The following is a 26,107-nucleotide window of genomic DNA, read 5'->3' on the forward strand; positions in this document are numbered from 1 at the left end:
TGGCGTGACGTGACGTGACATACGGCGGGCTCGGCGAGGACGATTCCTCGCACCAGGTGCTGCGGCGCGCTACTTCTTCCGGCTGGCGATCGCGAAGTCCACCGCCTCCTGCGGCCGGGCCGCCGAGCCGTTGATGCGGGGGGCGACATGACGGGCCAGCAGCTCCATGCTGCGGTTGGTCTTCTCCCAGGACGTCCAGTCGGCCACGTAGACGAGCAGCGTGCCGAAGCCGCCGGTGATCTCGTGCAGCCGCTCGATGCCGGCGACCACGTCGTCCACCGAGCCGACGAGCGCGCCGCCCGCCTCGACCCGGGCTTCCAGCGCCTTCTCGCGCGGCACGTCGGGGCTGAGGACCTCACGGCCGGCCGCCTTGCCGAAGTACTCGAACAGCCAGCGGTCGTAGCCCTCGCGGACGTCCGCGAACGCCTCCTCACGCGTCTCGGCCACATGCACCGGCAGCGCGATACGCCACTTGTCGCGGTCCAGGGTCTGCCCGTGCTCGGCGGCGGCCTCCTCCGCGTACTTCCACTGGTGGGCCAGGTTGATGTGCGCGGGGGCGCCCGGGGTGAGGAGGGCGAAGGGCAGCGCGAAGGAGGTCATGCTCAGCCCGTACTGGCCGATCAGGCGCGGGCTGGACTGCGAGGTACCGGACGTCGCGACCGCGACCTCGATGCCCTGCGGGCTGAAGCGCGGCAGCTGGAGCTTGGCGTCGCGCAGGTCGAACCAGTCCGTCTGCTGGGTGATCCGCTCGTCGCCGTTGACCAGCTCCAGGACCGTCGGCAGGGCCTCCTCCAGGCGGCGCCGCTGCACCGGCTGCTCCAGGCCGAACATCTTCGCGTCGAAGGGCACGCCCGGGCCGACGCCCAGGATGTACCGGCCGCGGGTGAGGTGGTCGAGGTGGACGGCCCGGCTCGCCACGTGGAAGGGGTGGTGGCCGGAGAGCGGTACGACGCCGTGGGCCAGCTTGATCTGGGTGGTGCGCTGCGAGGCGGCGGCTATCAGCGTCTCGGGCGCCCCGACCAGGCCCCAGCCCAGCGTGTGGTGCTCGCCGAACCAGGCCTCGTCGAAGTTGAGGTCGTCGACGTACTCGACGAGGTCCAGGTTGCGGCGGATCGCGAGGTGCGGGTCCTGCCCGGTCTCGTGGACGGGGGACAGGAAGAGACCGATACGGCTGTGCATGACAGACCTCCGGGAAGCAAGTCGTGGAAGAAGGAAGAGAACAAAAGGGGAGGGAAGCGGGAGGGACGGGGAGCGGGTGGGGGTCAGGCGACCCGGTACACGGCGTCCTTGAGCGCGCGCACCTTCTCGTAGCCGGCCGTCAGGGCCGTCTCGTCCGGCGCCGTGAGGAACACCCGCATCGAGCTGGTCAGCAGGTCGACCGTCGGCTTGATCCGGGCGCCGGGCGCGTACTTGACCGCCGCGAGGAAGACGCTCTCCAGGCCGCGGATCTCCGCCACGGCCGTCTCGTCGACGCTGTCGACGACACCGTCGAGTGCGGTCGGGGCGTTGTAGACGACGGCGGGCTGAAGCCTCGTGTACGTCCGGCCGGCGTACTCGGCGCGGAACTCGTCGGGCCGCGTGTACGCCTGCGCGGTGAGCGCCGCCTGGTTGTGGCCGAGGCACACGTCGTGGAAGGGGGCGTTGATGTTGCCGTTGAGGCGGGTGCCGATCTCGACCAGGACGGGGCCCTCGTCGGTGACGATGACCTCGGCGTGGGCCGGCCCCCAGGCGACGCCGAGGGCGGCGAGGACCTCGTCGACGTACGCGGTGAGTTCGGCGACCACCGGGTTGTCGTACGGGTCGGCGAGGAGGTCGCGGTTGTAGATGTTCTTGCCGGACGGCAGCAGCGTCTTCTCGTACTCCCAGACCCCGCAGACGTACCGCTCGCCGCCGCGGCTGACGGTGTCGACGATGTACTCGGTGCCCTTGAGATAGGACTGCACGAGGATCTCGGTGTTGGCGAGGCCGAACATGTTCGGGGCGTCGAGGACGCTCCGGGCGGCGGCGCGGACCGCGTCGGGGCCGTCGCAGACGAAGACGCCGTCGGAGGCCGCCGAGCTCAGCGGTTTGACGACCACCGGGTAGCTGCCGTGCTCCTCGGCCCAGCCGACCGCCGCGTCCGGGTCGTCGGTCTTGAGCTGCCGCGCGCAGCGCACCCCGGCGCGGCGCAGCGTCTCGATCATCTCGTACTTGTCGCGGCGGGCCGGTGACAGCGCCGAGCCGTTGGAGGGGACGCCGACCGCCTCGCTCAGCCGGTCGGCGAGCGGCACGGACGACTCCTGGCCGGCGATCACGCACACGGGGTCGAGGGCGCGCAGCCGCTCGACGAGGGCGCTCTCGTCGCCGTGGCCGGCGATGTTCTCCCGGTAGGCGGTGAGGTCCGGCGGTGCCATCGCCGGGATCAGCTCCGGGGTGGACTGGACGTGGACGACGTCCGTGCCGTACGCGGCGAAGGCGGCGGGGTAGAAGTTGCCGGCGGAGTAGCCGTCGACGATCACCGCCACGGGGCGCTTGGGCGTGCTGCTCATGAGGTTGCCTCCGGTTCGGACGTGGACTCGGCCTCGACGAAGCGGGCCAGGCGGGCGATGCCCTCGCGGATCGCGGCGGGCGTGAGGTTGCTGAAGCCGAGGCGCAGGGCGCGTTCGCCGCTGCCGTCGAGGTGGAACATCCTCATCGGCGCCCAGCTGACCGCGTAGTCGCGGGCCGACCGTTCCATGGCGACGAGGTCGGCCTCGAAGGGCACCTCGACGACCAGGAAGAAGCCGCCGCGCGGCCGGTTCCAGCGCACGCCGTGCTCGGCGTACCGCTCGGGCGGGAAGTGCTCGGCGAGAGCGTCGAGGGTGGCGGCGAGCCGCTCCTGGTAGACGGCGGCCAGATCGCGGGTGGCGGAGCGCAGGTCGTAGCCGGCGTCGACGAGGATGCCGCCGATCGCGGCCTGGGAGAGCGAGGACGAGCCGACCGTGAACATCGCCTTGGCCTTGGAGAGTTCCTGGGCGAGGGTGCGCCGGGTGCCGTCCTCGCCGACGACCTCCCGGTCACCGACCAGATAGCCGAGGCGGGCGCCCGGGAACGCGGACTTGGCGAAGGAGCCGAGGTAGACGACGTCACCGCGGGTGTCCAGCGCCTTGAGCGTCGGCAGCCTCTCCTCGTCGCTCGCGAAGAGCCCGTACGGGTTGTCCTCCAGGATGGTGAACCCTTCCTCGGCGGCCAGCGCGAGCAGCCGCCGCCGGGCCTCCAGGGGGACGACCGTGCCGGACGGGTTGGAGAAGTCGGGGACCAGGTAGAGCGCGGCGGGCCGCTTGCCCTCGGCGCGCACGGCGCGCACGGCGGCGGCCACGGCCTCCGGTTCCAGTCCGTTGGGCCCCTCGGTGATGCCCTTGACCGGAATGTCCAGCATGCGGGCGGCGCCGCGGATCCCGACGTACGCCGGGGACACGGACAGCAGTACGTCGTCGGGCGAGCGGAACAGCCCCCGCAGGGCGACGAGCGCCGCCTCCTGGAAGCCGTGCGTGATCATGATGGCCTCGGGCGCGACATCGATGTCCTCGTCCTTGGCGAGCATGCGGGCGACCTCTTCCCGGATGAACCCGTTGACGGGTCCGTACTGGAAGTGCAGCCGGGTGACGCGCTGCTCGGGCACCCCCTGCTCCCGCAGGTGCGCGATGTACCGGTCGACGTAGTACGAGAGCTTCGTGAGGTCGTGCGTACCGTCGTGGGGCGCCCCCGACGAGAACGACAGCGCCTCGGGGAACCTCATCGCCGTCTCACTGAGCAGCCGCATCGAGTCCATGCCCGGATCGACGATCCCGGCGTGCAGGGCTTCCCGGCGCAGCGGGGTGGGGGTTTGCTGAACTGGCGTCACGAGCACGTCAGTCGGTCCTTTCGGGGAGGCTTGCTTCATTACGGGGAGGGGCGGCGGGGGCGAAGCCCCGGGCTCAGGCCGCGGCCTTCTCCGCCGCCGCGGCCCACGTGCCCTTGCCCGGCGCCCACTGCCGGATACGGACCCGGCAGACGATGCCGCCCTTGACGTAGGGCTCGGCGTCCAGGACCTCCTGGAGGCGGTCGCGGTCCTCGGCCTCGTAGACCAGCAGGCCGCCGTTGGCGTCCTTGAGCGGGCCGGCGAGCAGCAGGACGCCGCTGTCGGTGAGGGACCGCAGATACTCGGTGTGGGCGGGGTGCAGATGCTCCCGGCCCGCACGGTCGACGTTGTACTCGAACTCGACGACGAACTTCGCCATGGATGCCTCCGGTGTCACTGGGCGTGGGACGGTGTGCGGGCGGGACTCACATGTAGATGCCGCCGTTGATGTCGATGACGGACCCGGTCGAGTAGCCGGCGCTCTCGGAGCAGAGGTGCAGCACACTGCCGACGGCCTCGGCGACGGTGCCGTAGCGGCCCATCGGCAGCTTGGCCAGGACGGCCTGCTGCTGCGCCGGGTCACGCCGCTCGAACGCCCCGGCGACCCGCTCGGTGGCGATGGGCCCGTGGGCGACGACGTTGACGACGACCCCGGTCGGGGCCAGCTCGAACGCCAGCTGCTTGGTCATGCCGATGACGGCGGCCTTGGCGGCGACGTACGCGGCGTTGTTGAAGCGGCTGTACGTACGGCCGCCCGCCGAGGCGAAGTTGACGATGCGGCCGTAGCCGTCGGCGGCCATGCGCGGGGCGCACACCTTGACCGCGATCCAGCTGCTGACCACGTTCTCCAGGAAGGACTCGTCGAAGTGGTCGGTGGTGAGGTCGGCGTAGCCGATCACGCGGGTGTCACCGCCGACGCCGTTGACGAGGATGGACGGGGCGAACCTCTCGACGATGTCGGTCAACTGGCGTTCCGCCGCCGGGATGTCGGTGATGTCACCGACGACCGTCTCGACCTTGGTGATCCGTCCCAGCTCCTCGGCGAGCCGGCCGAGGGCCTCGGCGTCCCGGTCGAACAGGACCAGCGTGTGGCCCTCCTCGGCGAGCTCGCGGGAGACCTCCTTGAGGATGCCGCCGGCGGCGCCGACGAGGAGTGCGGTGCGGGGGGTGGGTGCGGGCATGGTGGGTCACCTTGTCTCTCGGGTCAGGTTTTCCGGGGTGGTCGCCCGGGCGGTGGCCACGGACTCGGTGTCGAGGTCCGTGCCGAGGCCGGAGTCGGAGTCGGGGCCGGGGTCGGGCTTGGTCACGAACCCGGCCAGTCGGGGCAGCAGGGCGAAGCCGGCCGCCGCCGCGATCCCCAGGCCGAGGACGGACATCCACAGCGACTCGTAGCCGTGGGCGTGGGCGAGGGCGAGCCCGGCGGGACTGCCGACCATGAACGCCGCGTTCCAGGCGAAGAAGTACGAGCCCTGGTAGGTGCCGCTGCGTCCGGCCGGGGCCCGGTCGGCGATGAAGGTGGCCGACATCGGGGCCCACAGCACCTCGCCGAGCGTCCATACGACGGTGGCGATCGTGAAGGAGACCATGCCGCCGGCGAGGGCGTTGCCGCCGAAGCCGAGCGCCATGAACGAGGCAGCCAGGATCAGCGGGACGTGGGCGCGCAGGCCGCCGACCAGGCGGGGCACGAGCGGGAGCAGCAGCACGGACAGCACGGCGTTGGCGGCGAGGACGAAGCCGATGTCCCCGGTGGTCAGCCCGCTGGCCCGCATGTCGAGCGGCAATGCGGAGTTGACCTGGAGGTAGATGCAGGCCAGCAGGAAGGTCAGGAGGAGGAAGGCGACCAGGACGGGAGTCCGGAAGGGTTCGGCGATCCCGCGTGCGGCCGACTTGAGGGCCGCCGCGGCCCCGGCGGGCCGGTCGGTGTCCTGCACGGGTGCCGGATCGGCGGGCACCGCGAAGACGAGGGCCGCGTAGACGAGGCTGGAGGCCGCCCAGACCACGAAGAGGGCACCGGGGCTGACTTCGAGCAGGAAACCGGAGAGGACCGGGCTCAGCGACATGCCGATGTTGAAGCCGACGAGGAAGAGGCTGTACGCCTTCGCGAACTGCTCCTGCGGCACGATCGCGGAGATCAGCCCGGCCCCGGCCGGCCGGTCGACGGCCGACAGGAACCCGGTGATCAGCGACAGCGCGCACAGGGCGACGACGTTCTCGGCGACGGCGAAGAGCAGAGCCATCGCGGCGGAGACCGGCTGGGCGGCGACGATGGTGCGACGCGGCCCGATCAGATCGGCGACCGCCCCTCCCACCAGCCCGGACAACACCACACCGGCACCGAAGAGCCCGACGACGAGCGGGGTCGTGCCCGGGGCGACGAGCCCGTCCTGCTCCATGTAGAGCACGAGAAAAGCAGGGGCGAGCGTCCCGAGCCGACTGACGGTCTGCCCGAACCACAACAACCAGAACGCTTTGGGAAGGGCCATCAGGATTCCGTTCGTATCGGGGTGGGGAGGGGGTGCGAGGCGGGTGCGGGGGGCCGTGTGGGTCTCGCGGAGGCCGGTTTCGGTCCCGGGGGCTCGGAGGGCCGGGCCGGGGCTGAGGGCGGCTGCGCCGACGACGCCGCATCAGCTCGCGCGGGAGGCCCCGGAGAGGCCTGTGCCGAAGCCGCCGTAGCCCATGGCGTAGCCCCGTCGGTTCGCCGCCGGGCCCCGGCAGCCCGCGTCGACGGCTCAGCCGTCCGTGCCGGAGCCGCCAGGGCTCGCCCGGGTGCCGTGAGCGGCCGGCCCGGAACCCCGGGGGCGCGCCCCGGTGCCGTGCCGGCGCGTCCGCCGGTCGTCGAGGTCCGGGTCCGGTGCGGTGGGCGGGTGGTGCGTGGGCGGTGTGGTGTGCGGGCCGGGGCGGTGGAGCCGAGCGTGCTGTAGGCGAAGGCGGCGGAGACCAGGGTCTTGTGGTGGTGCCAGCCGGCGTACGAGCGCCCCTCGAAGGCGCGCAGGCCGAAGTCGTCGGCCAGCCGCTCCACCGTGTCGACGGCACCCGCGTGCAGCCGGGCCAGCGCCAGCACCTCGCGCGGCGACCTGTCGACGAGGTCCGTGAGCCAGATCCGTCCGCCTCCCGGCTCGCCGATCAACCGGAGGGCGACGGGGGTGCCGGGGAGGCGGACCACCCCCGTCGCCACTCGCGCCGGGTGGTCTGTGAGGAGGCTCCGCGCGGTCACACCTGCGGCGTCCGCACCGGCCCCGGCACGAGAGCCGGCCCCAGCGAGAGCGGCGCGGTCCGGGTGCACCACAAAGTCATCGGGTACGGCGACGACGAACCGCCGCCCCCGGCCGGCGAGCCCGCCCGCCAGCGCGGTGGTGTCCGCGAACCCGAGCAGGTCGGCGACGACCGGTACCCCGCCCGGGCCGGCCCCGTCCACCAGGTCCAACGCCAGGGCCTCAGCCGACCCCGAGGCCGGAACCGAACCGGCCCGCCCACGCGCCTCCGCGTCCTCGGCCCACCGCCCGGGCAGCAGCAACCGCCAGTCGACCGGCACCGTCCCCTGCTCCAGCGCGAGGAACGCCCCGACGCCGACCTGGCAGTTGACCGTACGGCCGTCCCGGGGGACGAAGCGGCGGTGCACTCCGCAGGAGCGGTCCCCCCGCTTGGGCAGCACCGCCGTACCGATGACCAGGGCACCCGGCCGGGACCGCCGTACGACCCAGTCGGCCAGACGGGCGCGGACCGGCTCCCAGTCCCAGGGGCTGGCGTTGACGAACTGGTGCAGGGCCTGGGCCGCCGTGGCGGAGTCCGAGACGGACGCCGCGAGCCTGCGGACCGTCTTGCGACCCGGCGTCACCAGCAGGCCACGTGTGTAGACATGGGCCCATCTGCGCTGGTCGGCACGGGGCAGCCGTTCGAAGATCTCCGCGATGAAGGCGTCGAAGGCGCCGGAGGAGGAACGGCGTGCGGAGGATCCGCTCCGCCCGGGAGCCACCCTGGAAGACGCCCTCACCATGACGCGTTCCCTTCCTCTGGACTGGTCGCACTGGGGCCCCGTCGGTTCGAAGCCTGCCCTTAAAAAATAGAGAACGAACTCTTTGTTTTCAATCGAGGGGACCACCTCCAGCTACGACTTTGAGGAGTCCGCCCTCCCGCAGGGCTCTCACCTGCGGTCGGGCGACATCATGGCGTCACTCAACTCCCGCTCGGCCACCGCCGCCCAAGGCCCTCCGACGGCCAGCGCCACCGTCAACGCCCCCTTGAAGGACGACAGATGCAGCGCGCCGTCGAGCGTTCCGTCACCCCGGGCCACCACGGTCCGGAACCCCGTGACCCGCCCCGCGTGCGGTCCGAGCGCGGTGTCCACCGAACCGGCGTCGGTCACCCGCAGCTCCGGCCCCCCGCCCCCCGCCGCGTCCCGTTCCACCGCCCGGCGGATCGCGGTGTGCGCCCGCCGCTCCGGACGCCACTCCCGCCCGGCCGAGCACAGCACCTCCGCATGGCCCCGGGCCCGGCCCACGAGGTCACCCCCCGCGCCCACGGCGTCGCGACCGGAGCCGCCCGCCCGCAGCCGCGCCCGCACCACGCCCAGCACACACCCGGGCTCGCTGATCAGCGCCCGCTCGGCGTAACGCCGGCGCAGGGACACCGACCTGGCGACCGTCACCTCCCGGCGGCCGCTCTCCCGGGCGAACGCGTCGGCCAGCACGGTCGCGAGGAACCCGCTGACCGTCAGCCGCCGCGCCCCGCACCAGTCACGCAGCCGCCGGGTCTCGTACGGACCGAGGGCGAGGGTCACACCCTCACCACCCTCACGCACCACCCCGGTCCACCGCCCACGCCCCGGTCCCGGCCCTGCGCCCGCTCCTCCTCCGTACGACGTCACGGCCCGCCGCGCCGGCCCCGGCACGCACACCCCGCACACCCCGCCGCTCTCGTACGTCAGCTCGTCGGTGTCCGGCGGCAGCTCCTCCTCCCCGGTACAGGCACCCGGAACGCCGAACAGGGCGTCCAGCAGCGGCCGTACGAGACGCCCGACCGAGTGGCCGTCGCAGATCGCGGGGTGCAGTCCGAGGGAGAAACGCGTCGCCCCCTGCGCGGTCCGCCCGACCCGCAGCCCCCACAGCCGCTCACCCGTCGGCGGCCCGGGCTCTCCCCGCCGGAACCACAGTCCGTCGCCCCCGGTGTCCTCGATCCGCAGTGACAGCAGCGGCAGCCGCCGCAGCCACAGCTCCACGGCCGCCTCCACCCGCTCCGGCGAGAACACGCCGTCCATCGTGAAGGAGGTGGTGAGCCCGCCCCTGCCGCGCATCAGCGCATGGGTGTACGCGAACGTCGCCTCCGTGTCACTGAGCCTGCGCACCCCGCCGGCCGGCGGACGCGGCCCGTCAGCCCGCGCGCGCCCCCGCTCACCGCCGCTCACGATCCCTCGCGCGCGGCGGCCGCGAGCATCGGCGACGCACATCGCACGGTGTTCGACAGGGTGACCCCGTGGCTGGTGAAGTCCAGGGTGACGCGGTCGCGGTCGGCCATCCGGAAGCCGTCGTGGAAGCTGCTGCGGTCGGCGCCGATGTAGACGTAGTGGACACGGCCGGGGGCGAGCAGGGCGTCGTGGGAGAACAGTTCGGACATGATGTCGTCGAGCCCGTAGTGCAGGGCCTTGGTGCCGGTGGTGAACTCGCCCCGCCAGCACGGCTCGCCGTCCCGCTCGATCGTGACGTGCCCGGTGACGTGGCGCGGCGGTTCGTCGAGGAAGAGCCAGGGCGCCACGCCCGCGTCGCACAGCTTGGCGTACGAGAGGTGCCCGCGGTGGCGGCGGAAGCGGCCGATGTCGGTGAGGTCGTTGCCGAAGGTGTAGCCGACGTACCGGGGCATGCCGTCCGCGTCGGTGACGTAGACGAGCACGACCTCCGCCTCCTCGGTCAGCGCGACGGACCCGGCCGGCGAGCGCAGGTCCTCCCCGGAGGTCCTCAGCACATCGCCGAGGCCCTTGAGGAACCAGTTCGGCTGGGACGGGGTGTCCGCGTCCACCTTGACGTTGTGGGTCTGCATGAAGCCGCCGACGACCGCGTCACCGAGGTGGTCGGGCAGCAGCGGCGGGCGGAAGGAAACGGTGTCGAGTTCGCTCACGGGAACGGTCACCGTCTCGGAGGCGGCGAGGAGCACGGCGACGTCACCGCCCTCGGTGAGCAGCTTCCCCAGGTCCCGGCTCCCGAGCGGTGTGAGGCTCAACGGCCGGCCGTCCTCGGGCAGTCCGAGGCCGAAGTAGCGGCCACCCCGGTAGGTGCATTCGAACAGTACGGTCATGACGTTCCCGCCTTTCAGGCATGGGTGTGGTGGGTGATGTGCGTCGGTGACGCGAGAGTGGGAAGGGGGGGTCAGTAATCCCGTACGGCCCAGCGCTCCGCGCTCGCGGCGAGGTCCATGCCCCAGCCGGTGCCGTCGGCCGGAGCCAGCGTGTTCGTGTGGCGGTCGACGGCCGGGGGCGGGGCGACGATCATCTCCGGGAAGAAGCGGTCGGACTGCCCGGCCTCGACGGTGAGCGCGTCCGGGTGGCCGAAGGCCAGCGCCCGGCCGGAGTTGATGAGCGGGCCAACCTCGGCGACCTGGACCCCGAACTGGAAGCGGACGCCGTTCTCCCGGGCGTAGGCGACGAGCCCGGCGGCCGGCAGCGGCCCCCCGTTCTTCGACACCCGGATGTTGAACGCGTCGCAGGCCCCGGACTCGACCGCCGTACGGGCGTCCCGGGCCGTGCACACCGACTCGTCCAGCATGATCCGCAGCCCGCCGTCGCGGCGCAGCGCGCGCAGCGCCTCCCACGAGCCCTTGGGCAGCGGTTCCTCCACATAGTCGACGCCGGCCTCGCGCAGCCGGTGGGCGTGGCCGACCGAGTTCTCGGGCGTCCAGCACATGTTGGCGTCGACCATGACCGGTACGTCGTCGCCGAGCTTGTCGCGGATCGTCCGGACGGTCCGGGCGTCGTGCTCGATGTCGTCCGACGCCTTGATCTTCACGAAGTGGAAGGGCCCCCGGGTGGAGAGGAACTCCTCGGCGTCCAGGCTGAGGTCGAGCACCTGAGAGACGGGCAGTGACCCGCGCTCCTCCTCGGTCCCGCCCGGCAACAGCTCCCGCGCGCCCAGTCCCGACCGGCGTCCCAGCCAGTCGAGGACCGCCGTCTCCAGCAGGCAGAGCAGGTTGTTGCCGCCGTCGATCCCGAAGGTCCGCGCGAAGCCGTCCCGGTGGAGCAGCTCCAGCAGCTCTTGCGGATCCGGCCCGGTCAGCAGCGCGAACAGGGCGTCGAAGTCGATCTGTTCGAGCGCCGTGCGCACACTCGCGGTGGTCTCCCCGGTGACGTACGACCGGGGCGCGCACTCGCCGATGCCGTCCACCCCGTCGGCCGAGAGCCTCAGGACCAGACTGTCGGACGTACGCCGCCGGGCGGCCGGATGGTCGAACGGGGTCCGCATGGGCAGCTCGACGTGGTACAGCCGGGCCCGTCCGGACCCCCCGGCGTCAGGCACCACGGTTCACCCCCTGGAGCAGGGTGTACGTCGACGTCCAGTCGACCAGGTCGCCGCTGACGTCGGTGTAGAAGAGGTAGTGCTTGTCGGTGGGGAACTTCATGATCGAGCCGCGCCCGGAGACCAGGTCCTGGAACACGGAGTGAGCGGCGTCCAGGTCCACGATCGGGTCGGTCATCCCGGAGACGAAGGTCGCGGCGGGGACCGTCGGACTCAGGCGTCCGCGCGTCAGATACCGCTGCTCCAGTTCCAGCAGCACCGCCCGCGACCGCCGCGTCAACTGCCGCACCGCCAGGTCGTCGTGGTCGATGAAGTGCTGGTACTTGACCTCGTCGGTGAAGTCGCCGGCCTGCAGCCCCGCGTCCCACAACTCCTCGCTCCGGCTCCCCGCGACCGCCTCGCGTGCGTCCGGGTCGAGGGTCGCGTGCATCCGGCCGAGCCAGGACGAGCAGAACACCGCCGCGTCGTACGAGGTGGTGAACCCCTCGTACGCCATCAGGGCCGCCAGGAAGGAGCCGCCGAGGCAGTGCCCGAACAGGGACAGCGGTACGGCGTCGCCGATCATGTCCCGGACGAACGCGACGGCCTTCGCGTAGTCGCCGAGTACGGTCTCGGCGTCCGGTATCTCGTGACGCGCCCCGGGGCTGATGCCGCTGCCGCGCCGGTCGAGGACGAAGAACGCGATGTCGTTGTCGGCGAACTGCGGGCCCACTTCCCACAGCCATCCGGCGTGGCTCTGCAGTCCGTGGAAGTAGAAGACGGCTCCCTTGATCTGCTCCGGCCGCCACAGGTGCAGGGCGAGCCGGGTGTCGCCGCAGGGCAGGTCGATGATCTCGCGGCGGGTGTTCTGCGGGGGCCTGAGGGTCTCCAGCATGGTCAACTCTCCTTGATCGGTACTGAGTGGGTGAGGGGCGGACGTGTTCCAGTCGGCTTTCAGCCGGCGAGGATCGCGTCGACGAAGTCGATGTCCTTCTGGAACGGCTTGTACTTGTACTGAGTGGCGTTGCCCCGCTGCCGCCGTGACTCGACGTACGCGGCGATGGCGCCCTGCGCCACGGTCCGCACCCGGAGCGCGGAGAGCCGTCCGCTGTCCCGCTTCGAGGCGTACTCGATGTTGATGACGGACAGTTCGCGGTCGATCGCGGCGGACAGCACCTCGTCGAGGTCCGCTCCGGGTTCCGGTACCTCGACGACGACGGTGTAGGACGGCGGCTCGTCCCAGCGCGGCCCGCACATGTACAGCCCGGTGTCGAGCCCGCTGCCTTCGAGGCCCTGCCGGATGGCCTGGGTGACCTGGCCCTCGGTGATCTTCTCGCCGGTGAAGGAGTGGAAGACGCCGTCGCGGTGGGTGAAGTGGACCCAGGGCGTGCCGTCCGCGATCCGGTCCACGCGGTAGATGTCACCGGTCCACAGCCGGTAGAGGCCGTTCCCCTGGGACATGATCAGGTGGTAGTCGCGGCCCGCCTCGACCTCGTCGTACAGCAGCGTCTCGACCTTCTCGCCGGCGTCGAGGAGCGCGCCGAGCGGTACGTCGGCGGGGACGAACTCGAAGTACGCCTGGCTGACGGCGAGCGGCTGGCTCTCCAGCGTGTCGTCCACGGGGATGGTGGTGACGCCCTCGGTCCCGCAGCTCATGAACGGCAGCTTGGCGACACCGGGCAGCACGGCGTCCAGGCGCGGCCGGTACAGCTCGGCGGAGGCCGACAGCCAGCAGCTGTACAGCGTCAGCGACGGCCAGAGGTCCACCAGACTGAACTCGCCCTTGCCCAGAACCTGTTCGAGGTGCTGCGCGGCCTTCTCGTCGGGCTCGGTCCACGGCTTGCCCTGGAGGGTGCCCTCTCTCAGGTCGCGCACCAGCTGGGCGCCGTGCTCGGCGATCAGGTCACGCAGCGAGACGAGGGTGCTGGGGTTGATCGCCGAGATGTAGTGCAGGTCCTTGCCGACGAGGTGCCGTACGCGGTGGTACATCCGCCCGGCGTGGCTGGTGGGCGTGTCGGGGCCGAACCACGGCGACTCGTACCACGGCGGGTTCCAGTCCCGGCTGTTGATCTGCGGATGCCGGTTGCTGATCGCCTGGTGCTCGACGCCGTGCACGAAGTCGTACACGTCCTCGCGGACGGTCTGGGTGTCGAGGGTGGCCCAGGGGTGGGCGAGGATCTCGGGGTGGTGCTCCAGGTAGGTGCCCCACATCGCCTTCATCGCGGGGATGCGGTACTTGAGCAGCCAGTGCAGTGTGTACGGGACGCGCTTGGGGGTGCCCGTCGTCCCGCTGGTCTTGAGCCAGCGCAGTACCGGGCTGCACGACAGGATGCCGCCCTTGGTGCGGGTCTCCCGGTCGATCTGCTCGACGAAGTCGTTGTAGCGCATGATCGGCAGCACCGCCCGGAAGCTTCCCGGGTCGGCGGCGACGGCGTCGTACCCCTGCTCCTTCCAGTGCAGCGAGGCGGCGCCGATGTCGATGAGGTCGTCGAGGACACGGGCCTGAGCGGTGCCGGGGTCCTTCAGATCGGCGAGCAGGTTCTCGCGGGCCCGGAAGCACTCCTCGACGAAGGGGTCGCGCCGGTCCTGCCAGTGCTGCTGCCACTGCGATGTGCCGTGCGTCTCCATGGCTGTCTCTCCTCAAGAGCTGTGCGGCGACCCGTTTTCGGGCATGCCGAAGGGCCGCGCGGCGGTGGCCGAACGGTGGGGTGGGTGCTATGGGGTGGGGGAGGTCTTCGGTGCGGGGAGGGTCTCTACTGGGTAGAGCGCTACGCGCCGTTCTCCCCGGCCGCGAGGGCGGCCAGCTCGTTCAGGTCGTACAGGGCCTGGCGTTTGGTCCCGTACCGGGTGATCTTGCCGCGGTTGGCCCACTGGCGGATCGTGCCCTCGCGGACGCCGAGGGCGAGGGCGGCGAGCGAGGTGGGGACGCGTTTGCCGCGTGGGGCACGCAGGTCGTCGTTCATGCCGACTCCTTGGTCTCGAGCGTCGATTGACGATGGTTCATCAGCAGCCACTGGCGCGGCGTGAGCACATGCCCCGCGCCGCACATCGGTCCGCGCAGCACCAGCTCGTCGCCGCCGCGCCCGGGGAGCGACACCTCGGCGTCGCAGTCCGGCTCCACACACCGGCCGAGCGGTACGAGGCCGGGCTTGGGCGGCGCGACCACGAGCCGCAGGGCGGTGGCGGTGCGGGCGATCTCGTCGGCCGCCGGGCCCGCGGCGGGGTGGGCGGCCAGGAAGTCGAGGTGCCGGCCGAGGAAGACGGCCAGCTCGGGAACGGACCGCTCCGGCGGGGCTCCGGCGGCCGGGTCCTCGTCCAGGACGAGCCGGGCCCAGGACGCCAGTCGTACGACGGCGTCGTGCCGGGCGTCCAGCGCCGCGTCGCTCACGGGCGGCGTGTCCGGGCGGTGGCCCGTGACCCGGGCGAGGCCTCCCTGCCGGGCGGGGAGCACGAGCCGCTGCTCGCTCTCGTGGTGGAGCGATGGCAGGGCGGTCAGATCGGCAGCGAGGGCGCGTTTGCAGGGACCGCAGAGCCGGGCACCGGGCGCGGCGGTCCTGCGTCGCAGTCCGTCGGAGCGGGGCGCGCGGCGGCAGCGGTTCGACGCGCACCGCTCCGGGAGGGGGCGCGAGGGGGTCGGGTCGGCCATGGTCACTGGTCGCCTCACCTTCGGGAGACAAGGAGATGCGGGGAAACGGGGCGGTGTCGAAGTGGAACCCCGGAAAACAAAAAAGCGCCGCTCGACGGCGACGCGATGGCAGTGCGAAGGCTCCTGGAAGTGGGCAGACTGCCTCGCGAAAGAGTGTTACACGTCTGCCTTGTGGGCCGCAAGAGCCCATCGGAAATTTTCCAACCAGTCTGTGCCGCCGGGTAGTTGGCCGCCCACAGACGACAGGTGCCGTCCGCCCCGGCACGCGCGGGGCGGACGGCACCTGTCGCCGACGGACGGTCAGCGGGGCGTCGGCACACCGAGAACACGGTCGCGAAGGGCGGGGAACTCGGCACGGGTCTTGGCGACGAGCGCCGGGTCGAGGTCGACGACGAGGGTCTCCTCGCCCGCCCCGGCCTCGGCGACGACCTCGCCCCAGGGATCGACCACCACGCTGTGGCCGGCCTGTTCCACCCCGGCGTGCGCACCGGCCGTACCGCAGGCGAGGACGTACGCCTGGGACTCGACGGCCCGCGCGCGGGCCAGCAGCGACCAGTGGGCGCGGCGGGCGGCGGGCCAGCCGGCCGGGACGACGAACATCCCCGCGCCGGCGTCCACCAGGAGCCGGAACTGCTCGGGGAAGCGCAGGTCGTAGCAGGTGGCGAGCCCTGCCGTCAGCTCCGCCGGGCCGCCCTCGTCCAGCGTGACGGTGACGGTCTCCTCGCCCCGGCCCAGCAGGGTGGCCTCGCCCCGGTCGAAGCCGAAGCGGTGGATCTTCCGGTACGTCCGGCGCAGCCGGCCGTCGGGCGCGAAGACGAGGGAGGTGTTGAACAGCGTGTCGCCCGGGCCCTGTTCGATGACCGAGCCCGCGTGCAGCCAGACCCGGGCCGCGGCCGCGGCCGCGCCCATCGCCCGGGCCGTGGGCCCGTCCAGTGGTTCGGCGTGGGCGCGGAACTCGTCGAAGGCGAACGCGCCGACCGTCCAGAGCTCCGGCAGGACCACCAGGTCGGCGGTGTGCTGTTCACGGACGAGACCGGCCACGCGGGCACGCCGCTCGGCGACGGTTTCGTCCGGTCGTACGGCGATCTGCGACAGCGCGGCGCGCACGGGATCTCCCTGAGGTGTTGTGCGGCCCGGGAGGGCCGGAGGTGGGTCAGCGCAGGTGCGAGGCGCCGTTGACGTCGATCACGGCACCGCTGCACCACTCGGCCCGCTCACCGCTGAGCCAGGCCACGGCGGCGGCGACGTCCGAGGGCGCGGCGATCCTGCCGAGCGGGCTCTGGCGGCGTACCTGCTCCTCGGCATCCCCGACGAGCATGCTTTCCGCCAGGTCCGTACGGACGAATCCCGGGGCCACGGCGGTCACCGCGATGCCGAGCGGGCCCAGGGACTGGGCGAGCGACTGGGTCAGCGCGTGCAGGGCGGCCTTGGTCGCACCGTAGGCGGGGGCGTCGGGTTCGCCCCGGTAGGCGCCGCGCGAGCCGACGTTGACGATCCGGGCGCCCCGCGGGCCCTGCGACCGCTGCCGGAGGTGGTCGACGAAGTGCCAGATCAGGTCGGCGGGCCCGAGCAGGTTGACGTCGACGAGGCGCCGCCAGTCGGCCTGCCAGTCCTCGTACGAGGTGGTGGCGACGGGCTGCTCGGCGTAGACGCCGGCGTTGTTGACGAGGACGTCCACGGTGCCCAGTTGCGCGACGGCGGACTCTATGACCTCCCGGGCCGCACCCGGTGTGCCGATGTCACCGGTGACCAGGGCGTGGCCGGTGCCGGGCAGGGCGTCCAGGACGGCCTTCGCGGCGGCGGAGTCTGCGCGGCAGTGCACGGCCACGCGGTGTCCGTCGGCGGCGAGTTCGGTCGCGATGGCGGCCCCGATGCCCCGGGAACCACCGGTGACGAGCGCGCAGCGTCGAGTCATGGGATGAGCCTTTTCGTTGGAGCGGTCAGAAGGAACAAGGCAATCAGCGAGGCCCGACCGGACACTCATTCGATACGTGCACCAAGGCCCACAGACACTTCAGTTGGGCCTGCACCTCCGTCCCGGTGCTCCCCGCCCGCAGGGCCGCCTCGGCGCCCGCCGTCAGATAGACCGCCAGCAGTTCCAGTTCGTCGGGCGCGGGACGGTCACCGGCCGGTTCCCGGGCCGCAGCCACCAGGTCCCGCAGGGCCGTCCGCCAGAGGGTGTACCAGCGGGACGGGACGGCCCGTTCCCGGGTGAGCCGGGCCGCCGCGCGGACGGTGACCTCCTGCTCCAGCAGCCGGGCCACCTCGAGGGTGAACTCGGCGACCGGCGGGAGCGGTCCGGCCGGTACGAGCCGGGCCAGTGCCTCGCCGGTGAGGGCCTCGGCCTCACAGCAGACGGCGGTGGCCAGGTCCGCCTTGGCGGGGAAGTGGAAGGTGAGTGCTCCCATCGTCGCCCCGCAGGCCCGGTGCACGGCGGACAGCGAGGTCCCGGCGTACCCCTGCCGGTCGAACTCGACGGCCGCCGCCGCGATCAGCGCCTGCCGGGTACGTTCCGCTCTCACCTGCTTCACCATGGGCTCGACCTCTGCATCCATCACGGGAAATGACTCCCACGGGCCCGCCGCGGACGGGGACGGGCGGGGGCACGGGGGAGGACGGAGGGCCACGCCTCCAGTCCTGTGAACGTACCGCCGCTTTCCCCCGCGGACGCCTCCCGTGTCCAATCCCGCAACCACTTGGCCAAGTCGGGTGCGGCCGCCTCGACTTCAGCCGAGGACCACTGCTCCCGCCGGCCCGGCTCAGCGCGCGGGGGGCGTCACCCGACGCCCAGATGCTCCCGGTACCAGGCCGCCGCCCCGGCCAGCCGCTCCAGCGGTCCGGGTCCGGGGGCGCAGCCCGAGAGCCGCCAGATCCGCTCGCTCTCGTACCAGTGGTCCCGCGCCAGCAGCTCGAACTGCCGCTCGCTGATACGCCCCGGCGTCTCCCGCAGCCGCGCGAGGCACTTCTCCCAGGCCCAGTCGTCGGCGCCGGCCGACGGCAGTACGTCCAGCTCGGCGAGGACCGCCATGAGGTCGCCGCCCCGCACCGGCACCGGATGGCTGGCGTGGTGGACACCGGGGGCCACGGCGCCGCTGTCCGGTGCCGTGACCAGGGCGGTGACGAGGCGGGCCAGGTCGTCGACGTCCACGGCGGAGACCAGTCCGCGCCCGCCGTCCCAGCGGGCCGGCACCCGCTGGAGCAGTTCGCCGAGCGCGGGCACCACCCAGCGGTCCCCGGGACCGAGGACCAGCCCGGGGCGCAGGACGACGGCCCCCGCGTCGAGCGCGATCCGCTCGGCGGCCAACCGGGTACGGCTGGCCGCCGACACGGGCGCGGGCACGACCCCGTCGACGGGGATGCCCCGGTGCGGACCGGGCCCGTACACCGCCGCCGTGGACAGCTGGACGATGCGCCCCACCCCCGCACGCCGCGCCTCGTCGACGATCGCCCGGGTGCCGCCGACGTTCGTCCGCTCGCACTCCTCCGTCCCGCCGGAGACCCGGCAGGCGAGGTGGACGAGGACGTCCGTACCGCTCGCGGCCCCGTGGAGCGACGCGGGGTCCGACAGGTCCGCGCGCACCCACTCCACGCCCGCCCGCTCACCCGTGCCGGCGGGAACCGCGCGGGCGACGGCTCGCACCTCGACCCCCCGCCCGTCCGCCCCGTGTGCCCGCAGCAGCCGGCGCAGGACCGCCTGCCCGACGAACCCGGTCGAGCCGGTAAGCAACACCCGGACAGGTGTCATGAAGCCGCACCCTCCTCAGGCTCGGCCGCCACCGGTTCCCCCGCGGTCTCCCCGTTCCCCGGGAACTCCAGCGAGGCGACGGTCTCCGCCGGCGCGATGGCCGGCAGCAGACATCGCAGCATGTTCTCTATGCGTGTGGGCAGGTCGGACCGGTTGGTGGAGAGCCGGGACATGATCTGCGTACCGGTGTACGAGGCGACGATCACCTGGGCGAACGCGGTCTCGTCCACCTCCGGGTTGAGCTGGCCGAGTTCACGCGCCTCGGTCAGATGGGTGCGGAACTGCTCGGACCACCAGTCGTAGATCGAGTAGTCGAGCAGGTTCACCTCGCTCTGCTCGACGGCGAGCCGGACGCCCGCCCGGAACAGCACGTTGGAGCGCATCTCCACGGCCAGGTACTGGCACACGTCGATCAGCTGCTGCAACCCCTTCTTGCCCTGGGGCCATTGCAGCTCGGCGGCCTGGTCGACGATGACCGCGCGGGCCAGTTCCTCCTTCGACTTGAAGTGGAAGTACATGGCTCCGGTCGTGATGCCGGCTCTCTGCAGGATCGCGTTCAGACCCGCGCCGTGGTACCCGGCCTGGTCGAACACCTCCGCAGCAGCGTGGATGAGCGCGGCCCGAGTCCGTTCCGCGCGTTCCTGCCGTTGTCGTGCCATCGGCAGACTCCCTCACACCCGTAGACAAACAAAAAGAACGACCTCTATTTTATTCACGTCGGCGCCGTCCTGTCACCGGGAACGCCTTCGCTTCACCTGCGCGTGCCCAGAAGAGAGTCACCGCATCAGGGGGGAACACCATGTCCATCAGCCTTGCTCAGCACAGTGTCGAAGACCGTTATGAGACGGTTTCGCCCGTCCTCACGCACAAGACGAACCAGGACGAAGTACTGCTGCGCAGCTGGCGGCGGACCGCGCCCGACGCCTTCACGGTCACGGCCGCCTGGCCCGCCACCCACCCGTTCTACGTCAACCGGCTGGGTCTGCACGACCCGCTGATGCTCAGCGAGACCGTACGCCAGACGCTGCCGCTGCTGTCCCACGGCGCCTACGGCGTGCCGTTCGGCCACCAGCTGCTGTGGAAGGACTTCAGCTGGACGCTCGACCCGGCGGCCGCCCACGCCGACGGGGGCCCGGCCGAGCTGGAACTGCACATCACCTGCGACGAGGTGACCTACCGTCGCGAGCGGGCGTCCGCGATATCCCTGAGGGTCGACGTCGAGCGCGCCGGCCGCCCGCTGGCCTCGGTGCGCTCGCGCTTCACCGTCCAGGACCGCACCGTCTACAACCGGCTGCGCGGCCCGTACGCCGACGCGGCCGCGGCCACCGCGCGCGCCGTGCCGCTGCCGCCTCCCGCCGGCCTCACCCCGTTCGGCCGCGACCGCTTCGAGGACGTGGTGCTCGCCGCGACCGACCGGCCCGACCGCTGGCAGCTGCGGGTGGACACGACGCACCCCATCCTCTTCGACCACCTCGTGGACCACGCCCCGGGCATGCTGCTGCTGGAGGCCGCCCGCCAGGCGGCGCTGGCCACGGCCCACCCCGACACGGTGACGGTCACCGGCATGGACACCGACTTCGTCCGGTACGCCGAGATGGACGTCCCCTGCTGGCTGGAGGCGGAGCAGCTGGCGGACCCGGACCAGGTCAGGATCAGCGCCCGGCAGCACGGCAAGGAGATCTTCGCCAGCGTGGTGACCCTGGCTGCCGCGCCCGCCGGTTCCACCGCCCATCGCGTCTGACATGTGCCTCTTCCGCTCGCTGTGCCGACCCGCGCCCCATGGGCGGCGGTCAGTCCGCCCCGGGTCCGCCGGGCGGGTCGGCGGTGGCGGCCGCGTCCCGCAGTGCGTCCAGCAGGCCGCGCAGGGCGGGCTGTTCGAGGGCGGTCTCCCGTACGGCCGCCGAGATCACCCGGACCGGCTCGGGGTTGCGGACCGGGAGTACGGCGACGCCGGGGTGCTGGTTGCGCAGCCCCAGCCCCGGCATCAGGCCGACGCCGAGACCCGCCGCGACGAAGCCCTGCGCGGTGGCGTAGTCCTCGCTCTGGATGACGAAGTCGGGGCTGAAGCCGGCCGCCGCGCAGGAGTCGATGACGGGTTCGAGGCAGGGGCCGGGGGGCTCGCTGCCCACCCACTGCTCACCGGACAGCTCATGGAGGTCGACGGCTTCCTTGCCGGCGAGCGGATGTCCGAGGGGCAGTACGGCGGCGTACGGGTCGTCGAGGAGGTGGACGAGCCGGAAGCCGTCGCCCGCGCGGTCACCGGCCTGGACGACCACGGCCAGGTCGGCCCGGCCCCGCACCACCTCCTGGAGCGGGTCCTCCGGGTCGGTGAGTTCGAGGTCGACGCGTACGCCGGGGTGCTCGGTGCGCAGCCGGGCCAGGGCGGGCGCCACCAGGGTGGAGCCGGCCGTGGCGAAGTAGCGGACCGACAGCAGACCGGTGCGCCCGGCGCGCAGGTCCGCGAGGGCGGACTCCGCCTGCGCGACCGCCGAGCTGATCAGCGCCGCGTGCTCGGTGAGCAGCAGACCCGCGGCCGTGGGGCGCACCCCTCGGCCGATCCGCTCCAGCAGTGCCGTGCCGGCCTGCTTCTCCAGTGCCGCCACCTGCTGGCTCACGGCGGACGGTGTGTAGCCGAGGTGGGCCGCGGCGGCGGTGACCGTGCCGCTGGTGACCACCGCGCGCAGGACCTGGAGCCGTCTCACATCAAGCATGTAGCTGAGCTTAACAGAATAGGTAGAACCATTTGCTTGTCCTCAAAGCTTGACTGAGGCACCTTCATAGGACCGGGACGAGGACGCACCGGGTGTCATGGGACGGAGGGAACATCGTGAACAGCGGTACGCGGAGTCTGTGGGGCGGGGCGAGGGTGGCCGTGCTCGCCCTGCTGTGGGGATCGACCTTCCTCTGGATCGAGCTGGCGCTGCGCGGGCTCTCCCCGCTCCAGGTCACGTTCGTCCGCTGTGCCCTCGGTGCGCTGGTCCTCGTCGTCGCCTGTTACGCGACGGGGCATCGGATGCCCCGGGGCGTGGCCGTCTGGCGGCACATCGCCGTCGCGGCCTTCTTCTGCAACGCGCTGCCGTTCGCGCTGTTCAGCCTCGGCCAGCAGACGGTCGACTCGGGTCTCGCCGGTGCCCTGAACGCCACGACCCCGCTCTGGTCGATCGCCCTCGGCCTGGCCCTCGGCTCGGAACGCGGACTCCGTCCCGTACGGCTGGCGGGCCTGCTGCTGGGCTTCACCGGGACGATCGTGATCTTCGCCCCCTGGCAGACGACCGGCGCGACCGGCTGGGGCGCCCTCGCGATCCTCGGCGCGGCCGCCAGTTACGCCGTCGCGTTCACCTACATGGGCCGCACGCTGGTACGCAAGGGCACACCCACCATCTCGCTCTCCGCCGCCCAGCTGGTGGCGGCGAGCGGGCTGACCGCGCTCGCGATGCCGGTGGGCGGCCTGGAGTCGGTCGACGTCGGCCCGGCCGTCGTGACCGCGGCCGTCGTCCTGAGCGTCTTCTGCACGGCGATCACCTTCCACCTCACCTACCGCATCATCAACGACGAGGGCGCCACCAACGCGGCCGTGGTGGGCTACCTGCTGCCGGTCGTCTCCGTCCTGCTCGGCGCGGTGGTCCTGGGCGAGAGCCTCAGTGTCCGGGTGGTACTGGGCATGGTCGTGGTGCTGGTCGGGGTCGGGCTGACTCGGCGCAAGACGGCGGTGGCGGTGGCGTCGGATTCGGGGGATGAGGGACGGGGCTTTGAGGGGCCGGGTGACGAGGGGAGGGCTTCCGGGGAGTCGGCGTCGTCCGAGCACGCGGGGGAGCACGGCCTCGCACGCTCGGTTTCCGAAGCGTCCGCGCCGCCCGCCGCCGAGGAGCCGGCTGCTCCGGAGCCGACCCGCGGTGGCACCACGACAGACGGTGCCCGGCCCACCCTCCTGGAGAACGCACGATGACCTTCGGCGTATCCGAGCCCCTGCTCTGGTCGGCGTATCGCGCGCTGACCGAGAAGGCGCTCTTCACGGACCTCACCCACGCCTTCCGGCCGGGGCAGCCGCATTTCCCGGGCTTCGGGGACGAACGGCGCGAGACGCTCTTCGACCTGGAGCGCGGCGACGGTTTCACCGTCCACCGCTACACACTGGCCGGCCAGTGGGGCACGCACGTCGACCCGCCCTCCCACTTCGTGGCCGGGGCCCGCGCGCTGGACCGCATCCCGGTCGAGGAGATGATCCTGCCGCTGGTGGTGCTCGACATCACCGCCCGGGTGGAGACCGACCCCGATGCCACGCCCACCCTGGATGACGTGCGGTCATGGGAGGAGCGCAACGGCCGTGTCCCGTCCGGCTCGTTCGTCGCCCTGCGCACCGGGTGGAGCCGGCGCTGGCCGGACCCGGTGGCGCTGGCCAACCGGGACGAGGAGGGCGTCAGCCATACGCCGGGCTGGTCGGCCGAGGTGCTGCGGTATCTGTTCGAGGACGCGGGGGTCACCGCCATCGGTCACGAGCAGTCCGACACCGACCCGGGCCTCGCCGCCTCCTCGGGCGACTACGGCCTGGAGGCATACGTCCTGCGACGCGACCGCTGGCAGATCGAACTCCTGGCCAACCTCGACCAGCTCCCCGAAGCGGGCGCCCTGATCATCGCCACCTGGCCCAAGCCCCAGGGCGGTTCGGGTTTCCCGGCACGGGTGTTCGCCGTGCGTCCGGCGGAGTGAGCCCGCCGCTGCCTCTGTGAGTCACGCCTGGTCGACCGGGTGCCGCTCGAGGGCAACGTCCGCGTCGGCCCCCAGTTCGTCGACACTCCCTGTCTCCCCGCGGGCCACCGGCTCCAGAAGTGGCTGGGCGGGGCCCCGCCGGGGCCGACCACCTGCTCGACGCGCTCACCGTCCCGCACCCGGCTGCCGGACCTAGGGTGGCCTCATGAGCGACCCGGAGCAGAACAAGGCCGCGGCCAAGGCCTTCTACCACCTGATGTTCAACGAGTGCCGCCCCGCCGAAGCCATCGACCAGTACGCCGGCGACACCTACATCCAGCACAACCCGCACGTCGGCGACGGCAAGCAGGCGTTCATCGACTACTTCGAGCGTATGGCCGCCGAGTACCCGGGCAAGAGCGTCGAGTGCAAGCGCGCCTTCGCCGACGGCGACCACGTCATCCTGCACTGCCACCAGATCTGGCCCGACGAGGAGTACGCGGGCATCGACATCTTCCGTTTCGACGCCGACGGCAAGATCGTCGAACACTGGGACGTCCTCCAGGTCATCCCGCCCACCTCCAAGAACGACAACACCATGTTCTAGGCGGGGTGGGAGCCGGCGGTGCCATGGCAACGGCCGAGGCCGCCACCCCCCACAGGAGAGGCCCCGGCCGTCGCGCGGCACGGGCCGCGCGGCGGCCCGTACTCCCTACAGCGCCATGTCTGCGTTTTCTGTCACACCCCGGCGGGTCACGGCTTAGTTGCATCCTGGACGGACATGGACGGGGCATGGTTTCAGGACGTAACGTGCCTTTCGCGCCAACGCGAAGGCGGCAGGACCACCGCAACCACCTGCGGAGTTGACACCGCAACCATCACTTGAGGAACCACGACGGCGAGAACCCGGTCCGCGAGAGCGGCGCCGGCTCAGGCGCAGAAGGGCGCGCGGTGCTGGGGGACGACGCGGAGCTGACCGCCGCGGTGCGTGCGGCACAGGACGGAGATGAAACCGCGTTCCGGACTGTGTACCGAGCCGTGCACCCGCGGCTGCTCGGGTATGTAAGGACGCTGGTCGGTGACCCCGACGCCGAGGACGTGACGTCCGAGGCCTGGCTGCAGATAGCTCGTGACCTGGAGCGTTTCACCGGCGACGCGGACCGTTTCCGCGGCTGGGCCGCCCGTATCGCCCGAAATCGCGCGCTGGACCACATACGCATGCGCGGGCGCCGGCCCGCGATCGGCGGTGACGAGACCGAACTGACCGGCCGGGCCGCGGAGTCCGACACCGCGGGCGAGGCCATGGAGGCGCTCGCCACGGACGGCACGTTCTCCCTGATCGCCCGGCTGCCGCAGGACCAGGCCGAAGCGGTCGTACTGCGGGTGGTCGTGGGGCTCGACGCGAAGTCCGCCGCGGAGACGCTCGGCAAGCGCCCGGGCGCTGTCCGCACGGCGGCGCACCGGGGTCTGCGGCGGCTCGCCGAACTGCTCGGCGACGACCCGGAGGCCGATCCGGAATCGGCCGGGGTGCTCGACGCCCTGCCGCCCCAGAGAGAACCGCGCGGCGGTGCGGTGACGTCCGCAGGTGTGACGCAAAGCGTCCCGCGGACGCAGAAGGATGTGTGATGGCCGACGAGCAGTACAGGTGGCTGGACCGCGAAACGGCGGAGCGTTTGCTGAGCGGAGAGCCACTCGAAGCTGTCGACGGCGCCGACCGGGCCCAGGCCGAACGACTTGCCGAAACCCTCGGTGCGCTGTCCGCGTCACCCCCGTTGACCAGCGAGGAACTCCCCGGTGAGGCCGCGGCGATGGCCGCTTTCCGCAAGGTGCGCGCGGAACGGGCCGACGCCGCCACGGCCCTCGCGGCCACAGGGGCCACGGGCGGACAGCCCGCTGACGAGGTCGTGGACGCCGGACTGGTCCGGATCGGAAACTCGCGCGGCGGCGGATCCGGCGCCGCCCGGCGGCCCCGCTGGGCGCGTCCCGCACGCCTCGCCCTGGCCGCCGTGCTGGCCGTCGGAATGGCCGGCGGGATCGCGGTCGCGGCCGGAACCGGAGTCTTCACACCGTTCGGCGGCGACGAGCCCGGCCCCGGTGCCTCGGTGTCCGCCGCCGTCTCTCCTCCCGAGAGCCCGCTGAAGTCGCCCTCGCCGAGCGACGCCGTGCAGGGCGGATCCACCCCGGACAACGGCCTGAACGACGCCCCGAGCGGCCCCGCGACGGGCGGCTCCGGTGCCTCGGGAAGGGACGAGGCACGCGACGACGCCGCCCCGAAGCCCGGCCCCGGCGAGCGGGAAGACCGCCCCGGCGACAGCCGCAGGAAGATCACCTCCGCCTGCCGCGACCTCCGCGACGGCAAGCGGCTGAACGCCGACCGCAGGCGCGCCCTGCGGGAGGCGGCGGGCGGCACCCGGGTGTGGAAGTACTGCAAGGGCGTCCTGTCCACGACCGGTACCCGCTCCACGGACGGCGACGACGAGGACGGCGACAAGGGCAGGCACCAGAACAAGAACCAGAGCAAGAACCAGAGCAAGGACCGGGACCGAAACGGGGACCGCAAGCAGGACCGCAACCGGCACAACCGGAACGACGACGATGACCACGCCGACCGCAGTCACTCCCGGCAGTCCCTCACCCCCTCCGACCTGCGCTTTCGTACTCGGTGAAAATCTCCTGGCCGAGGGTGTGACGTT

At 72.2% G+C, this 26,107-nt stretch carries 25 protein-coding genes and 1 pseudogene; 6 read left to right on the forward strand and 20 right to left on the reverse strand.

Annotated features, from left to right (window positions below; genetic code table 11):
• Positions 1-69: 69 nt before the first annotated feature.
• The 19 genes and pseudogenes from ACQEV8_RS27725 to ACQEV8_RS27815 all read right to left on the reverse strand — a co-directional run bounded on the left by ACQEV8_RS27725 (position 70) and on the right by ACQEV8_RS27815 (position 19,387).
• Complete coding sequence (locus ACQEV8_RS27725; RefSeq protein ID WP_215119158.1) at positions 70-1,179, reverse strand: LLM class flavin-dependent oxidoreductase; 1,110 nt, start codon at positions 1,177-1,179, stop codon at positions 70-72.
• A gap of 83 nt (positions 1,180-1,262) precedes the next feature.
• The gene (locus ACQEV8_RS27730) at positions 1,263-2,528 is read right to left on the reverse strand and encodes an ATP-grasp domain-containing protein (RefSeq protein ID WP_432965399.1); all 1,266 of its coding nucleotides are present in this window, start codon (positions 2,526-2,528) and stop codon (positions 1,263-1,265) included.
• Positions 2,525-3,862 carry a PLP-dependent aminotransferase family protein gene (locus ACQEV8_RS27735; protein WP_432965402.1) on the reverse strand — a complete coding sequence of 446 codons (1,338 nt, stop codon included), beginning with the start codon at positions 3,860-3,862 and terminating at the stop codon, positions 2,525-2,527. The genes ACQEV8_RS27730 and ACQEV8_RS27735 overlap by 4 nt, the downstream gene beginning before the upstream one ends.
• 73 nt (positions 3,863-3,935) lie before the next feature.
• Positions 3,936-4,238 carry a YciI family protein gene (locus ACQEV8_RS27740; protein WP_432965405.1) on the reverse strand — a complete coding sequence of 101 codons (303 nt, stop codon included), beginning with the start codon at positions 4,236-4,238 and terminating at the stop codon, positions 3,936-3,938.
• A 46-nt stretch (positions 4,239-4,284) separates the two neighbouring features.
• Positions 4,285-5,040, reverse strand: a complete 756-nt coding sequence (locus ACQEV8_RS27745; RefSeq protein ID WP_432965408.1) for an SDR family NAD(P)-dependent oxidoreductase — start codon at positions 5,038-5,040, stop codon at positions 4,285-4,287.
• 6 nt (positions 5,041-5,046) lie between these two features.
• Complete coding sequence (locus tag ACQEV8_RS27750; RefSeq protein WP_432965411.1) at positions 5,047-6,342, reverse strand: MFS transporter; 1,296 nt, start codon at positions 6,340-6,342, stop codon at positions 5,047-5,049.
• A gap of 398 nt (positions 6,343-6,740) precedes the next feature.
• A pseudogene (locus tag ACQEV8_RS27755) lies at positions 6,741-7,853 on the reverse strand (IS701 family transposase); the annotation flags it as partial.
• A gap of 147 nt (positions 7,854-8,000) precedes the next feature.
• Complete coding sequence (locus ACQEV8_RS27760) at positions 8,001-9,200, reverse strand: hypothetical protein (protein ID WP_432965414.1); 1,200 nt, start codon at positions 9,198-9,200, stop codon at positions 8,001-8,003.
• A gap of 56 nt (positions 9,201-9,256) precedes the next feature.
• Positions 9,257-10,144: an FAH family protein gene (locus ACQEV8_RS27765; protein WP_432965417.1), complete on the reverse strand. Its 888-nt coding sequence runs from the start codon at positions 10,142-10,144 to the stop codon at positions 9,257-9,259.
• A 71-nt stretch (positions 10,145-10,215) separates the two neighbouring features.
• Complete coding sequence (locus ACQEV8_RS27770) at positions 10,216-11,358, reverse strand: enolase C-terminal domain-like protein (RefSeq protein ID WP_432965420.1); 1,143 nt, start codon at positions 11,356-11,358, stop codon at positions 10,216-10,218.
• Positions 11,351-12,232 (reverse strand): alpha/beta hydrolase, encoded by an 882-nt coding sequence (locus ACQEV8_RS27775; protein ID WP_432965423.1) that lies wholly within the window; start codon positions 12,230-12,232, stop codon positions 11,351-11,353. Before ACQEV8_RS27775 ends, ACQEV8_RS27770 begins: the two co-directional genes overlap by 8 nt.
• A 59-nt stretch (positions 12,233-12,291) precedes the next feature.
• Complete coding sequence (locus tag ACQEV8_RS27780) at positions 12,292-13,965, reverse strand: GH3 family domain-containing protein (RefSeq protein WP_432965426.1); 1,674 nt, start codon at positions 13,963-13,965, stop codon at positions 12,292-12,294.
• A gap of 140 nt (positions 13,966-14,105) precedes the next feature.
• Positions 14,106-14,300, reverse strand: coding sequence for a hypothetical protein (locus tag ACQEV8_RS27785; RefSeq protein ID WP_391099252.1), 195 nt, complete (start codon positions 14,298-14,300; stop codon positions 14,106-14,108).
• Complete coding sequence (locus ACQEV8_RS27790) at positions 14,297-14,983, reverse strand: hypothetical protein (protein ID WP_432965429.1); 687 nt, start codon at positions 14,981-14,983, stop codon at positions 14,297-14,299. Before ACQEV8_RS27790 ends, ACQEV8_RS27785 begins: the two co-directional genes overlap by 4 nt.
• A gap of 300 nt (positions 14,984-15,283) precedes the next feature.
• A complete protein-coding gene (locus ACQEV8_RS27795) occupies positions 15,284-16,090 on the reverse strand; it encodes a carbon-nitrogen family hydrolase (RefSeq protein ID WP_432965432.1) in 807 nt (268 codons plus the stop codon).
• A 46-nt stretch (positions 16,091-16,136) separates the two neighbouring features.
• Positions 16,137-16,898 (reverse strand): SDR family NAD(P)-dependent oxidoreductase, encoded by a 762-nt coding sequence (locus ACQEV8_RS27800; protein ID WP_432965435.1) that lies wholly within the window; start codon positions 16,896-16,898, stop codon positions 16,137-16,139.
• A gap of 43 nt (positions 16,899-16,941) precedes the next feature.
• The gene (locus tag ACQEV8_RS27805; RefSeq protein WP_432965438.1) at positions 16,942-17,505 is read right to left on the reverse strand and encodes a TetR family transcriptional regulator; all 564 of its coding nucleotides are present in this window, start codon (positions 17,503-17,505) and stop codon (positions 16,942-16,944) included.
• 254 nt (positions 17,506-17,759) lie between these two features.
• Positions 17,760-18,728, reverse strand: coding sequence for an NAD-dependent epimerase/dehydratase family protein (locus ACQEV8_RS27810; RefSeq protein WP_432965441.1), 969 nt, complete (start codon positions 18,726-18,728; stop codon positions 17,760-17,762).
• Positions 18,725-19,387, reverse strand: coding sequence for a ScbR family autoregulator-binding transcription factor (locus tag ACQEV8_RS27815; protein WP_432965444.1), 663 nt, complete (start codon positions 19,385-19,387; stop codon positions 18,725-18,727). The genes ACQEV8_RS27810 and ACQEV8_RS27815 overlap by 4 nt, the downstream gene beginning before the upstream one ends.
• A gap of 140 nt (positions 19,388-19,527) precedes the next feature.
• Between ACQEV8_RS27815 and ACQEV8_RS27820 the strand changes: the two genes are divergently transcribed.
• Positions 19,528-20,469 (forward strand): ScbA/BarX family gamma-butyrolactone biosynthesis protein, encoded by a 942-nt coding sequence (locus ACQEV8_RS27820; protein ID WP_432965447.1) that lies wholly within the window; start codon positions 19,528-19,530, stop codon positions 20,467-20,469.
• A gap of 49 nt (positions 20,470-20,518) precedes the next feature.
• Here the strand turns inward: ACQEV8_RS27820 and ACQEV8_RS27825 are convergent, their stop codons facing one another.
• A complete protein-coding gene (locus ACQEV8_RS27825) occupies positions 20,519-21,439 on the reverse strand; it encodes a LysR family transcriptional regulator (protein WP_432965450.1) in 921 nt (306 codons plus the stop codon).
• 137 nt (positions 21,440-21,576) lie between these two features.
• Between ACQEV8_RS27825 and ACQEV8_RS27830 the strand changes: the two genes are divergently transcribed.
• The 5 genes from ACQEV8_RS27830 (at position 21,577) to ACQEV8_RS27850 (ending at position 26,080) form a co-directional block, all read left to right on the forward strand.
• Positions 21,577-22,674 carry a DMT family transporter gene (locus tag ACQEV8_RS27830; protein ID WP_432973041.1) on the forward strand — a complete coding sequence of 366 codons (1,098 nt, stop codon included), beginning with the start codon at positions 21,577-21,579 and terminating at the stop codon, positions 22,672-22,674.
• The gene (locus tag ACQEV8_RS27835; RefSeq protein ID WP_432965453.1) at positions 22,671-23,435 is read left to right on the forward strand and encodes a cyclase family protein; all 765 of its coding nucleotides are present in this window, start codon (positions 22,671-22,673) and stop codon (positions 23,433-23,435) included. Before ACQEV8_RS27830 ends, ACQEV8_RS27835 begins: the two co-directional genes overlap by 4 nt.
• A 205-nt stretch (positions 23,436-23,640) precedes the next feature.
• On the forward strand, positions 23,641-24,021 hold the full coding sequence (locus ACQEV8_RS27840) for a nuclear transport factor 2 family protein (protein WP_432965456.1): 381 nt from the start codon (positions 23,641-23,643) through the stop codon (positions 24,019-24,021).
• A gap of 344 nt (positions 24,022-24,365) precedes the next feature.
• A complete protein-coding gene (locus ACQEV8_RS27845; RefSeq protein WP_432973044.1) occupies positions 24,366-25,040 on the forward strand; it encodes an RNA polymerase sigma factor in 675 nt (224 codons plus the stop codon).
• Complete coding sequence (locus tag ACQEV8_RS27850) at positions 25,040-26,080, forward strand: hypothetical protein (protein ID WP_432965459.1); 1,041 nt, start codon at positions 25,040-25,042, stop codon at positions 26,078-26,080. Before ACQEV8_RS27845 ends, ACQEV8_RS27850 begins: the two co-directional genes overlap by 1 nt.
• The last annotated feature ends 27 nt before the right edge of the window (positions 26,081-26,107 follow it).

Origin of the sequence: Streptomyces sp. CA-179760 (assembly GCF_050937045.1) — a bacterium.
In the GTDB taxonomy this organism is placed as follows: Bacteria; Actinomycetota; Actinomycetes; order Streptomycetales; family Streptomycetaceae; genus Streptomyces.